Origin of the sequence: Ruminococcus sp. OA3 (assembly GCF_022440845.1) — a bacterium.
Taxonomy (GTDB): Bacteria; Bacillota; Clostridia; order Lachnospirales; family Lachnospiraceae; genus Ruminococcus_G.
The window spans coordinates 1,001,087-1,013,578 of the sequence record NZ_JAKNTO010000001.1 but is presented as its reverse complement, the minus strand read 5'-3'; the positions used below and the strand labels follow the sequence as shown (position 1 = coordinate 1,013,578).

Here is a 12,492-nt window from a genome sequence, read left to right as displayed (position 1 = left end):
TCCTCTCATCTAAAACGCAGAAAATGGGTCCTGAATCTTTGCACGGAGAAATTTTCTGCAGAAACTGTTCGGAATCATACGCTTCAGAATGATTCCGTCATCTACAAGCATCTGAATTTCATTGTTTTGGGACTCTCTGTTGAATAAACAGATTTGAGAAATGTAACGATGGATTTTTCCATCTTCTTTTGCCTTTTTGCTAATCAAAACACCTACGTTGATGAAGTTATAGATATCATTTTCCATTCGCGCTGCAGCCAGAGCGTCCTGCATCATATTCTCAATGCGGTCGGGAATATGCCTGACATCATCTGTATGCAGTGTTGTCAGCCCATAATGGCCTGTGGAAAAGGCTTCGAGCAGATATTTCACCTCCACAGAACGTGCCTCCGATAACAATATCCACTGTGGGAATTGCCTCAAACACGCCTTAATGGCTTTTGTATATGAAAATAATTCCTCGTGTACTTTGAGCTCTACACAGTCTTTTCCGGGATTAATTGCACGATAATGTATTTCCAGATTATCTTCGATCGTAATCACCCGTTCATGTGCCGGTATCGAACGTGTAAGCCATTTGAGCAGTTCCGTTTTTCCCGAACCTGTCAGGCCGCAGACAACAACGTTGCAATGTGCTGCAATGCAGTTTTTTAAGAAGTTCATAATATCCACAGAACAGTACCCTTCTTTTACCATCCGTTCATCCGTCAGCCGCTGAACCGGCGGTGACTTTCTGATAGAGATTGCAGTTCCGGTATGGGCAATACTTTCATGGATAACAGAGACTCTAAGATCCTCAGTCTCCGCCTCCAGAATGTTATCCTGAGGATTAAAGTTTGCTGAAACAGCATTCTTTATCCTCATTACAAATTGCTTCTCGAAGTCCTTGTCAACCACTATATCCGCCCGGTAACGTCCCCTGGTGACATCATCTACCCATACCTCCTTACCATTATAATTAATATCCGTTACATTATCATCCCGGATATACGGCAGCAGTACTCCGTAGGACTCATCCGGCAAATGCCAGTTACTGATTCTTGCCATCTCTTAACCCCTTCACAGTTGGTTATAAAGGACATCCTGTACCATCCCTTTGCTTACTTCAGCTCTGAAATCCATTTTGCCGGTCAGAACCCAGGCGGAACCGTAACACCGGTCACTCCGGATTTCTCGATAAAGTTAGCGATTGTCGCTTTTACCGCACCGAGAATATATTCTCCCACTGGTGTGGCTGCCGTTGCAAACAGCAGTATGATGATAGCCGCTACAATAATCAAACCGTATTCTCCTAAAAAATCTTTCATGTTTATCGTCCTCCTTGTATTTTTTGAAGCCTTGTTCCCGGCTTCTGGATTCAGTATATCCGTTTCGCGCACATTCAGCCAGAGGTTAACTGAGGTCTTTTAGGGTAGCTCAGGGTCGTTCCGAATGATATTGGTCTTCCCCCTGTTCCATCGCTTCTCTGATAATTCCCAGCGCTTCCTTTCTTTTAGCCTTCACATATTCGTGGCTGACATGAAGCTCACTTTCCACGGTATACCATGTTTCTTTCTTTACATACAACCGGTTCATCAGTTCGAACATGGCATGATCCAGCTGATAAAAAGATTCCCAGACGAGCAGGATCCGGCACTCTTCAAGTTTTAATCCCCTCAGGGTATTCTGCATCCGGCTGATTTGCCGTTCGATCAAATAACCATACGTTTCCTTCTCCTCTTTTTCATTTGCTGACGAAAGCTGCTCATCAAGAAACTTAAGGTCCTCGTAAATATGACGGCGCTTTTCGGCAATGTTCTGTATCATCTGCTTTTTATTTTTTAATATGTCCGTAATTGTCCTCTCCTGCATAATGCACACTCCGTTCCTGTCTCAGCACGTTATCATTTTTTTGCGCACAAATACCCGCAAGCATATTCATCACCTGCCTTTTTAAATTGTTTCATTATCGATTGGAAATATCCGGCTGAACAGCCGATTTGAGATTTGTATTAAAAATTATAAGTGTATATCCCATGTTTGTCAATGGCCTCGAGGGAGAGACAAAATCTTCTGTTATATGGGAAATTTAAATTAATAAAAATGATGTTGGGACTTTGGCATCATAAAAATTAAAACGGGCCGATATCAATCGACCCGCTGTGATTTATGCATTTGCAAGAAAATCATTGATCTGTTTTTCCAGAACTTCTGCATCCATGCCATGAACCATAGCTGCCTCTGCCAGGCTTTCTCCCTGTGCAGACGGACATCCAACACAATGCATACCTGCTCTCATTAAAATTGCCGCAATATTCGGATTCATCTGAAGAAGTTCGCCGATCAGCATATCTTTATTAATCTGTGCCATGATAAATTTCCTCCTTATCATTCAACCATATAGGTTATCATCTGTCTGTACAGCTCATTATAATACCTTTTAACCCGAAAAACAACCAAAACCTTCAGAAAAACGCTGGTAAATTGTTTCGAGAATTGTTTCGAAATTAATACTTGTATTCTTTCAGAAGATATATTAAAATGTGCTTAGACCCAGAGATGGGGAATCGTAAAATAAGAGGAGGATGAATGTTATGGCATATGTAATTACTGATGCATGCGTAAGCTGCGGATCATGTGAAAGTGAATGTCCGGTAGGCGCTATCGCGCAGGGCGATTCTCAGTATGAAATCGATCCTAATACATGTGTGGATTGCGGAACATGTGTAGGCGCATGTCCTACAGACGCTATCACAAACGAATAATCACATATAAAAAACTGCTCGGCCTTCCGGTCTGGGCAGTTTTTTATTTTGTCAGCTTTTTCCTGGTTTTAAAAACTTCTTTTTTCGCTTTTTTCCCTGCTCTTTCGTAGCAGCGACCATTCGCCTTGAATACTGATGATGGCGAATCGCCGCATCCAGTCTCTTGTAACGATCTTCCTGATGATCCATATCCTTGATCTGCGTCAGGAGGCGGTCCAAAATCTGGTAGAACTCCTGCTTTTTATCAGGCGTTTTTTCCTCTTTCCGTTCAGAAATCACTTTCTTCTTCTCAACTGCCGGTTCTTTTTTCTGCGATTTTTTTTCAATAACCCCTTTTTCTGCATCTGCATCAGACTTCCTGGACGTATTTGCATATAGTTCGCGCCGAAGTCCCGGTACCAGTTCTTTAATCGTCTTTAACTGAAACCCTTTTTTCTTAAGTTCTTTAATACTCAGAAAAATCTGAATATCTTCTCTGGTGTAGTAACGATGTCCCATTTCATTCCTTGCGATCGGAAGTGCAAGCTCTTCCTCCCAGTAACGCAGTACGTGGGTCTCCACATCCACCATCCTGGCCGCTTCAGAAATCAGAAATCTGGTTTCACTCATATACTTACCCCTTTATGCTTAAGCTTCAACTTTATTATAGCATTCAGGGCTACAATTGCAATGAAAAGACATCGACGGATTCCGACATGCCTGTCCCGGGATCACCCTACTTCTTCCAGTTAACAAAACGTGTGTACTCCGGCATCCACACCAGATTCACAGTCCCGATGGGGCCATTCCTCTGCTTGGCGATAATAATTTCCGCCACATTCGGGTTTTCCGTGTCCTTATTATAATAGTCATCACGATAGATAAACATTACGACATCGGCATCCTGTTCTATCGCCCCTGATTCACGGAGATCTGACAGCATTGGTCGTTTATCATCACGTTTCTCAACTGCACGGCTCAGCTGTGACAGAGCCACTACAGGAACGCTCAGTTCACGGGCTAGCGATTTGAGGGAGCGGGAAATATCTGATATCTCCTGCTGTCTGGAATCACTCCTCCCGCTGCCGCTCATCAGCTGCAGGTAGTCGATGATGATAATCCCCAGATTATGTTCAAGCTTAAACTTTCTGCATTTAGAACGCATCTCAGAGATTGAAATACCGGGCGTATCCTCGATAATCAGATTGGAATTCCCAATGACACCGGCGCCTTCTATCAGTTTTGCCCAGTCCTCATCCTTAAGATTACCCGTACGGATACTTTGAGAGTCCACCCTTGATTCCAAAGAAAACAGACGGTTCACCAGCTGTTCTCTGGACATCTCCAGACTGAAAATGGCTACCGTCAGATCTTTTTTAAATGCCATATACTGTGCGATATTCAACACAAATGCCGTCTTCCCCATGGATGGACGCGCCGCAACCAGAATAAAGTCAGACGGCTGGAATCCGGAGGTCTTGTAGTCAAGATCCACAAAACCCGTCGGAAGCCCTGTTACACTTCCCTTAGTCCTGGATGCCTTCTCAATCGTATCAAGTGCGTTTAGTACAACCTGGCGGATCGGCACAAATTCTCCGCTGTTTCTCTTCTGAAGAAGCTCAAACATACGCTTCTCCGCATCCTCCATAATATCCTCAACCTTATCATTATTCAGATAGCATGCATTGGAAATTTCCTCATTGACTTTGATCAGCCTGCGAAGCATTGCCTTATCCCTCACAATCCCGGCATAATACTTCACATTTGCAGACGTCGGGACAGCCGAAATCACATCGCGTACGAATTCCATACTGCTGATCTCCGGCGGCACATCCTTTTCCTGCAGCCTGTTCTGAAGCGTCACAGGGTCTACCGGCTTGCCTTCATTAAACAGCTCCAGCATAGCTTCGTATACCACCTTATACTGATGCTGATAAAAATCGTCTCCGGTCAGTATCTCAGACGCTACCAAAATAGCTTCCCGGTCCATCAGCATGGAACCGATGACAGACTGCTCCGCCTCAGTACTGTGAGGCAGTATTCTTTTGATAAGCGCTTCTTCCACGCAAATTCCTCCTAAGCTTCTTTCACAATGACTTTAAGTTCTGCTGTCACCTTGGGGTGCAGGCGCAGCGGAACCATGGTGGTTCCCAGTTCACGGATTGGATTGTTAAGCTGCATCTTTTTCTTATCCAGCTCATACCCCAGCTGCTCCCTGGCCGCTTCAGCAATTTCTTTTGCAGATACAGAACCAAATGTTTTTCCGCCCTCACCGACTTTGATCGAGACCGTCACTTCCTTTGTCTCCAGTTCTGCCTTAAACTGACGTGCGGCTTCCAGATTTTCTTTTGCGATCTTATCATCGTGTGCTTTCGCAAGCTTCAGGTCATTCATATTCCTGGACGTCGCTTCCAGTCCCAGTTTCTTTGGAAGCAGCATATTTCTTGCATATCCATCACTCACGTTAACAACTTCTCCCTTTTTCCCCAAAGCTTTTACATCTTCCAGTAATATTACTTTCATCAGATATCTCCTCCGTCTATCATTTCCTGTAAAGTCTGTTTCAGGTAGTCAATGGCTTCCCTGACCGTATATCCCTTCAGCTGCGAACCGGCGATGTTCAGATGGCCGCCGCCGCCCATGCGTTCCATGATAATCTGAACGTTAACTTCATCAATTGCACGGGCACTGATATAGATCATATCTTTATAATCTGTCATCACAAAAGACGCCTTAACACCGACGATATTCAGCAGTTCATTTGCTGCCTGTGCACCGACGACTGTCGGGCTTTCCAGCCCCTCCGCCGGGCACACGGAAATCGCATAACATTTCCTGAAGAGCTCCGCATTACGAATCGCTTCTCCTCTTGCACGGTAATCCTCTGCGTTCTCGCGGAACAGCTTACGAACACGCGTCACATCAGCACCGCACCTCCGCAGAAAAGCCGCAGCCTCAAATGTACGCACACCTGTCTTAGTCATAAAATTATTTGTATCGATCATGATTCCCGCATAAATACTGTCTGCCTCTATATTACGGATCCGTATACCATCCGCAAAATACTGAAGCACTTCTGCAACCATTTCACACGCCGAAGATGCATAAGGCTCAATATAAGAAAGGACTGCATTCTTAATGACCTCACTGCTCTGGCGGTGATGGTCAAGTACTACAATCGTCTTCGTCATGGACAACAGTTCTTCGCATTCTGAATAGCTCGGACGGTTGGTGTCAACAACGACCAGTACCGTATTATCATCGGTGATGTCTTTTGCCTCATGGCTGTTCACAAACATATGCGGATCGTAATCCGGATTATTTATAAATTCGTCCATCAGCGGCCTTATGGAAGAGGTCGCATTATTGATAACGATATAAGCTTTCTTGTTCAGAGTTTTTGCCGCGCGGTATATACCGATAGCAGCGCCAAATGTATCGACATCCGTGATCTTATGCCCCATCACGACCACATTGTCTTTCTGACTCATGAACTCTTTAAGTGCATGCGCTTTAACACGGGCCTTGACGCGTGTGGTCTTTTCCACCATCTGTGACTTTCCGCCATAATAGGAAATCTGGTCTCCGTCTTTTATGACAACCTGATCTCCGCCCCGGCCGAGTGCCAGTTCAATCGCAACGCGCGCGTACTCCGCAGTCTGTGCATACGTATCTGCATGTGCCCCAAGTCCCATACTGATCGTGACAGACATCTCATTTCCAATATTGACGTTTTTAATATCTTCCAGGATATTAAACTTCTGTTCTTTCAGCTGTTCCATGGAACCTCTGCGCATAACCAGAAAATATTTATCTTTCTCAAGGCGCTTGACAACTCCGTCGACAGCTGAGAAATATTTCGTGATCTTACGTTCGATCAGCGCTGTCAAAAGTGATCTGCGGACTTCCTCCACACTGTCAGTAGCTTCTTCGTAATTGTCCAGATACAACAGACCAGACACCAGCTTTTCTTCTTCATTTTTTCTAATATATTCATTTAATTCCGTCACATCGTACATGTAAAGACCGATCAGGCAATTATCCTGTACCTCTTCCACGTCGACAAGTTTGGAATTCTGAAGAAGTCCGTCAATACTGATGCGCTGCAGTTTTACCCGAAAATTCTGGCTTCCGTAACTGATTTCTACTTCTTTGATCTCATTTTCTTCCCCTGGAAGGATATCCTGTGTGATCTCCGACATCACATTCGTTATGGATTTATGATACTTCTTATCTTTTCCCGTCAGTTTTGAAAATGACTTGTTCAGCCACATGACTTTTCCATCCGCATCCAGAACGGCAAACGGAATCGCAAAATCACGCATCAGGTTCTTCTGAATCTGACCGTACTGCGTAGCAAATGTGATCAGCTCATTCAGAATAATCGGGCGGTTATGAAAATATAATATCACCACGATCGCAATATAGGCTGCCACAAAAAAACTGACGAGAGTCCCAGCCTTTACGTTGATAAAATACACTGCGATATTCATAATAATCATCAAAACGCTGAGAGTTATCGGCCAGTTCAGATAAGATTTCAGCGGCCCTGAAAGTTTTATTCTTCCATTCATACCTTTTACCTACTGTAATTTTTCCTATAGATTTAGAATTTTGTAGTAGCGTTTCTGTCTCATTATATCATTTTTCTGCCAAATAAAAAAGCCTTTTTTCTCGCCATCTCTGCTCCTATAATAAAGTAAACGAAAATGACAGCTTCAGATAAGGAGGAATGATTTATGAACAGCGTTATTGAAAACCTGCTGACCCGCCGGAGTATCAGAGCATTTCTGGAGAAAAGAATCCCGGAAGAGGATCTGAATCTGATCTTAACATCAGCAGCTTATGCTCCAAGCGCCATGAACAGGCAGAGCTGGAAATTCACAGCAGTAACAGACAGATCAAAAATTCAAAAACTTGCGGCCGTCGTGGCAAAAGAGCTTAATAATGAAGGTTACGACATGTACGATCCTGAAGTCCTGATCATCCCGTCCAACTCCAGGGACTTTATCTGGGGACGCGAGGATAATGCCTGCGCCCTGGAAAACATTTTTCTTGCCGCCCATTCTCTTGGAATCGGCTCCGTCTGGATCAACCAGCTTCAGAACATCTGCGACGTTCCTTCTGTAAGAAGTATTCTGGATGAATTTCAGATTCCGTCAGACCATGTAGTGTATGGCATGGCGGCCCTGGGCTATCCGGCTTCTCCCGATAAAAACAGGCCTTCCAAAACCGGAGAGATCAACATCATCCGATAGTATAATTTTCTCGTATATACTAACAGGACCGCAGAAGTCTCTGCGGTCCTGTATACTTCTATTTCGTATAAATTTTTTCCCCTTCGGGGCTGAACACACTGTATCCTTTTTTGCACGCTTTCTTCGCCTGAACAAGATCCAGATATGCTCCCTGCTGGCTGTCTTCATCCTCCCAGGTCTTTCTTATCCTGTAGAACTGCACATCCTCAAGCAGTTCATCATTACTCTTTGTATCCGGCACGACATCATACTGCGTCAAATTGAATTTTTCTATGATATTGCAGATTTTAGACACGTATGCGCTGTCCGTTGCGTAGCCGCCGTCTTTGATGATCTGAATTGCTGTTCTGTAATCTGTTTCGCCTTTCAGACCCTCGTAACGGAGCCCCTCACCGTCTGTGGCTCCCAGAAGATATGCTGAATGGTCTGCAACAGAGTCCTCCACACAATCATATTTTCGAAAAGCTGCCGTGATCGTAACCTTACGTCCGCCATACTCCTCACCAGTCTGTTTCGTATAGGACGAGATCCCATCCCAGGAACTGTTCTCCCATGTATTTCCGGAAAGCGTCACCTTCATTCCGAAACAATTATTTGCCTCCTGTGCAAGGTCCGTCCCCATATATCCGGATTCCAGAATACACTGAGCCGCACTGATACTGGCAAGTATTCCAGATTTAGCATAGTCCTGCTGACACATCCTGCCGATGATCGACACCCGGTCCGTCTCTGCCAGATTCGCTACATCGGCTGCATTCGTAATTGTCCCAGTAAGTACCGCAGTCTCCTGCGTGTCCTCACTGCTGTCTGATTCTTCTCTTGCTTTCTGACGTTCTTCCACCCTGTTGTAGTTCTGCTCCTGCGGTTCTGCAAACACAGGAACTGCACTCGTTACCGCCAGCATTCCCGCAAGAAGATACGCCACCACTCGTTTTTGCTTCATATCCACCTCTCAGCTGTCCACGTACATACTATCTTTACAATTAATGTATTCATTATACAGAAGAATGGAAAAAAATACAAGCAGTTATATTTTCATCAAATTCGACATCATACAGGCTCCTGACGCCCTTGTCTCCCTGACCAGATTCAGATTTTTTTCTGTGATTCCTCCAATCGCATAGACCGGAATATCAACCGCACTGCAGACTTTTTCCAGAAAATCAAGCCCGCGGGGAGGCAGTCCGGGTTTGCAGCCTGTTGGAAATATATGGCCTGCGGTCACATAAGCCGCGTTATGCTCCTGTGCCCATACGGCGTCCTCCACCGAATGCACCGATGTGCCGCATGCGTTAAATTCTTTTACCTCCATCCATTGTTCCTGAAACAGTGTAAATGGAAGATGAATCGCCGGCCACGCAAGCCTCCGTGCGACTTTGGCGTATGTGTGAAGTACACACGGAATCCCCAGCCGCATACAGCAGGCAGTTACCTTTTCTGCCAGGTCCTGATACGCTTCTTCTGATAAATCCTTCTCTCTTAACATAACCAGATCTGGTCTGATTACGCTGGCAATGCGTTCCAGCTGTTCCGTCAGCGGGCGGTGACAGAGTCGGCGGTTTGTCACGGCGATTATTTTAAACGTACACATAATCATTCATGACAGGCTGCAGGCCCTGCGCTAAAATACTTGCATAGACCTCTTCCACATTGCGCCCGTCCGCAATTTCAAACTGGTCGTCCCCCAGTTCCTCCGCATCTGACTCATGACTTCCAACTCCTGTGCTGACGCCGGCTGAAATTTTAGTCGCTGTCATCCCGATCACGTGGTCCCGGAATCCGGCCCTCTCTCTTGTGGAAATTGTCATCCCCGCATAGGGCATGAAAATACGATATGCGCACATAACCTGCAACAGTTGTTTTTCGTGCACATCTTTTGGATTAATCTTGTCATTATTGATGATCGGACGCAGTCTCGGACAGGAAAATGAAATTTCCGCCCACGGATATTTTCGCTGCAGCAGCCAGGCATGCAGTCCGGTTGCAAACGCATCCTTTCTGAAATCGGCAAGGCCAAGCAGTGCCGCAAAGGCTACACCGCGCATACCTCCCATAAGGGCACGCTCCTGTGCATTTACACGATAAGGAAAAATCCGTTTATGCCCCGCAAGATGAAGAGTCTCGTACTTATCGGAATTATACGTCTCCTGGAAAACTGTGACATAATCCGCGCCGCATTTGTGCAGATACGCATATTCGTCGGAATTCATGGGATAAACTTCCAGCCCCACCATTTTAAAATACTTACGTGCGATCCTGCAAGCCTCTCCTATGTACGTCACATCGGAATTTTTTCTGCTCTCCCCTGTCAGGATCAGAATTTCCTCCAGACCTGTTCCTGCGATCGCCTTCATCTCCCTCTCGATCCCTGCAGCATCCAGCTTCGCACGTCGTATTTTATTGTGGCAGTTAAAACCACAGTATATGCAGTAATTTTCACAATAATTTGAAATATAAAGCGGAGTAAACATATAAACGGTATTACCAAAATGCCTGCGTGTCTCCTGCTGTGCACGCTGCGCCATCTGTTCCAGAAACGGAAGTGCCGCAGGTGAGAGCAATGCTTTAAAATCTTCCACGGAACAATTTTCATGGATCAATGCCACCCTGACATCCTCTGCCGTATAAGCGTGATAGTCATATGCCTCCATCCTGCTCACAACCTCATCCATGACATCAGAGGGAATGATCTCCATTCCCTCCATATACTCCATATGGTCAGTTCTTTTTTCCAATGTCCCTTCCCTCCCCTTACTCTTCCAGGAAACCGGTCAGAGGTGAAGATGCCGAACCGCCCTTTGCAAGTACTCTGCCAAGCCCTGCAAGGTATGCCCCGCGCCCCGCCTCGATCGCCTGTTTAAAAGCCTTTGCCATCGCCGGAATGTCACCTGCCGTTGCAATCGCTGTATTTGCCATGACAGCGGCAACTCCCATCTCCATGGCTTCGCATGCCTGTGACGGCCTTCCTATCCCCGCATCAACGATGACCGGAAGTTCTGTTTCATCCACCAGAATCTGAATAAATTCCCGGGTGGCAAGTCCTTTGTTGGAGCCGATCGGGGCCGCGAGCGGCATGATGGACGCTGCACCGGCATTCACAAGATCTCTGGCTGCATTCAGATCCGGATACATATACGGCATCACCACGAATCCTTCCCTCGCCAGTATCTCTGTAGCCCTGATTGTCTCGTAGTTGTCCGGAAGCAGATATTTTGAATCATGGATAACTTCGATCTTCACGAAATCACCGCACCCGAGTTCTCTTGCCAGGCGTGCGATGCGCACCGCTTCTTCAGCGTTTCTTGCTCCGGATGTATTGGGAAGCAGTGTCACACCCTCAGGTATATAATCCAGAATATTTTCTTTTCCGTCCGAATTTGCTCTTCTGAGTGCCAGTGTGATCATCTGCGCACCCGCGTCCGATACAGCCGCACGGATCAGGTTCAGATCATATTTTCCCGAACCCAGTATAAAACGGGAGGTAAAGGCATGTCCCCCGATCATCAGTACATCCTCTTTTACATCTTCTCTCTTCATGGTATTCTCTTCTCCTTCTTTTTATCATAGATATCAGACATCCTTCTCACCCAGGAGCAGCCGGAGCACCATATTTGCCTGATGTCCGGCACAGATTGCCACACGCGGCGCCATCAGTCCTGTCCCGTCGTTTACATCCGCCTGACCATCGCCGCAGATATACAGACGGTTCATGGCACGCCGGGTAATGATTGCATTGCTGCTCCCATATCCCGCCATACCGGAGCCCGCCACCACCGTCGTATGGGGACAGTTTTCCAGCAGCGTATTGACAAGCATCGCTTTATTCTCCGGCCGGTCAAAAGCTTCACAGACAATCGGATACCTTCCAAACAATTCCGCCGCATTTCTTTCCGTCACATACGCTGTCTTCGTTGTTATCCTGAGGTATGGATTGATCTCCCGAAGGATCTGTGCCAGCGCCGCAGTCTTTTTCATCCCCAGATGACTCGTCATATACGCCTGACGATTGAGATTTGTCACATCTACAGAATCGAAATCCACCAGATGAAGATGGCCGATTCCGCTTCTGGTCAGCATAACCGCAATATTTGATCCAAGACCACCGAGTCCCGCTACCGCTACCTGTGAATCTTTCAGTCTTTTATGTACTTCCGGTGAAAATCGCTGATCTTTCGCCCGGTCAAGTTCTTCCCTGGACGGGAATGTACAGCTTTCTCCCTGCTGCATAGCCTCATCCTCCCCCGACAAATCTCACAACTTCCAGATAATCCCCATCGTTCACTGTCACTGAGCCATACCTGGCTCTGGGAATAATATTCTGGTTCAATTCCACTGCGACGCGCCCAGTATCATACCCCAGTTCTTTCAAAAGTCTGTCAAGCTGCATGCTCTCACCACACTTTTTCTCTTCTCCGTTAACAAATATCAATCCTTTCACCTCCCGACGTTTTTCAAAAAGACATATGAAAAAGGCCACACGAAAGAATACACCCGCGGTGGTGTACCCCTTC

Annotated in this window: 16 protein-coding genes; 2 read left to right on the top strand and 14 right to left on the bottom strand. The window is 46.0% G+C overall.

Translation table 11 applies throughout. The features are described from left to right. Nucleotides 1-9: 9 nt before the first annotated feature. The 4 genes from MCG98_RS04735 to MCG98_RS04720 form a co-directional block, all read right to left on the bottom strand. A complete protein-coding gene (locus tag MCG98_RS04735) occupies nucleotides 10-1,047 on the bottom strand; it encodes a CpaF/VirB11 family protein (protein WP_240300662.1) in 1,038 nt (345 codons plus the stop codon). A gap of 83 nt (nucleotides 1,048-1,130) precedes the next feature. Beyond that, entirely contained in the window at nucleotides 1,131-1,307 is a 177-nt protein-coding gene (locus tag MCG98_RS04730; protein ID WP_240300661.1) for a hypothetical protein, read from the bottom strand. Nucleotides 1,308-1,416: 109 nt separating this feature from the next. Then, entirely contained in the window at nucleotides 1,417-1,851 is a 435-nt protein-coding gene (locus MCG98_RS04725; RefSeq protein ID WP_240300660.1) for a hypothetical protein, read from the bottom strand. Between the two features lie 295 nt (nucleotides 1,852-2,146). Beyond that, on the bottom strand, nucleotides 2,147-2,350 hold the full coding sequence (locus MCG98_RS04720; protein WP_240300659.1) for a DUF1858 domain-containing protein: 204 nt from the start codon (nucleotides 2,348-2,350) through the stop codon (nucleotides 2,147-2,149). Between the two features lie 223 nt (nucleotides 2,351-2,573). Here MCG98_RS04720 and MCG98_RS04715 point away from each other — a divergent pair, with 223 nt between their 5' ends. Continuing rightward, complete coding sequence (locus MCG98_RS04715) at nucleotides 2,574-2,744, top strand: 4Fe-4S binding protein (protein WP_240300658.1); 171 nt, start codon at nucleotides 2,574-2,576, stop codon at nucleotides 2,742-2,744. Nucleotides 2,745-2,795: 51 nt separating this feature from the next. On the opposite strand, the gene MCG98_RS04710 is transcribed toward MCG98_RS04715, so the two are convergent. The 4 genes from MCG98_RS04710 to MCG98_RS04695 form a co-directional block, all read right to left on the bottom strand. Continuing rightward, nucleotides 2,796-3,353 (bottom strand): MerR family transcriptional regulator, encoded by a 558-nt coding sequence (locus MCG98_RS04710; RefSeq protein WP_240300657.1) that lies wholly within the window; start codon nucleotides 3,351-3,353, stop codon nucleotides 2,796-2,798. Between the two features lie 106 nt (nucleotides 3,354-3,459). After that, nucleotides 3,460-4,788: a replicative DNA helicase gene (dnaB, locus tag MCG98_RS04705; protein ID WP_240300656.1), complete on the bottom strand. Its 1,329-nt coding sequence runs from the start codon at nucleotides 4,786-4,788 to the stop codon at nucleotides 3,460-3,462. Nucleotides 4,789-4,799: 11 nt separating this feature from the next. Then, nucleotides 4,800-5,246 (bottom strand): 50S ribosomal protein L9, encoded by a 447-nt coding sequence (rplI, locus tag MCG98_RS04700; RefSeq protein ID WP_240300655.1) that lies wholly within the window; start codon nucleotides 5,244-5,246, stop codon nucleotides 4,800-4,802. Further along, nucleotides 5,246-7,297 carry a DHH family phosphoesterase gene (locus MCG98_RS04695; RefSeq protein ID WP_240300654.1) on the bottom strand — a complete coding sequence of 684 codons (2,052 nt, stop codon included), beginning with the start codon at nucleotides 7,295-7,297 and terminating at the stop codon, nucleotides 5,246-5,248. The genes rplI and MCG98_RS04695 overlap by 1 nt, the downstream gene beginning before the upstream one ends. Nucleotides 7,298-7,462: 165 nt before the next feature. Between MCG98_RS04695 and MCG98_RS04690 the strand changes: the two genes are divergently transcribed. After that, entirely contained in the window at nucleotides 7,463-7,981 is a 519-nt protein-coding gene (locus MCG98_RS04690) for a nitroreductase family protein (protein WP_240300653.1), read from the top strand. Between the two features lie 58 nt (nucleotides 7,982-8,039). Here the strand turns inward: MCG98_RS04690 and MCG98_RS04685 are convergent, their stop codons facing one another. From MCG98_RS04685 to thiS, 6 genes are all read right to left on the bottom strand, one after another. Beyond that, a complete protein-coding gene (locus MCG98_RS04685; RefSeq protein WP_240300652.1) occupies nucleotides 8,040-8,924 on the bottom strand; it encodes a glucosaminidase domain-containing protein in 885 nt (294 codons plus the stop codon). 84 nt (nucleotides 8,925-9,008) lie between these two features. Further along, the gene (locus MCG98_RS04680; protein WP_240300651.1) at nucleotides 9,009-9,578 is read right to left on the bottom strand and encodes a thiamine phosphate synthase; all 570 of its coding nucleotides are present in this window, start codon (nucleotides 9,576-9,578) and stop codon (nucleotides 9,009-9,011) included. Further along, the gene (gene thiH, locus MCG98_RS04675; protein WP_345891622.1) at nucleotides 9,559-10,716 is read right to left on the bottom strand and encodes a 2-iminoacetate synthase ThiH; all 1,158 of its coding nucleotides are present in this window, start codon (nucleotides 10,714-10,716) and stop codon (nucleotides 9,559-9,561) included. The genes MCG98_RS04680 and thiH overlap by 20 nt, the downstream gene beginning before the upstream one ends. Nucleotides 10,717-10,732: 16 nt before the next feature. After that, nucleotides 10,733-11,518, bottom strand: coding sequence for a thiazole synthase (locus MCG98_RS04670; RefSeq protein WP_240300650.1), 786 nt, complete (start codon nucleotides 11,516-11,518; stop codon nucleotides 10,733-10,735). 33 nt (nucleotides 11,519-11,551) lie between these two features. Further along, the gene (gene thiF, locus MCG98_RS04665) at nucleotides 11,552-12,208 is read right to left on the bottom strand and encodes a sulfur carrier protein ThiS adenylyltransferase ThiF (RefSeq protein WP_240300649.1); all 657 of its coding nucleotides are present in this window, start codon (nucleotides 12,206-12,208) and stop codon (nucleotides 11,552-11,554) included. 4 nt (nucleotides 12,209-12,212) lie between these two features. Further along, the gene (thiS, locus tag MCG98_RS04660) at nucleotides 12,213-12,458 is read right to left on the bottom strand and encodes a sulfur carrier protein ThiS (RefSeq protein WP_345891621.1); all 246 of its coding nucleotides are present in this window, start codon (nucleotides 12,456-12,458) and stop codon (nucleotides 12,213-12,215) included. Between the last annotated feature and the right edge of the window lie 34 nt (nucleotides 12,459-12,492).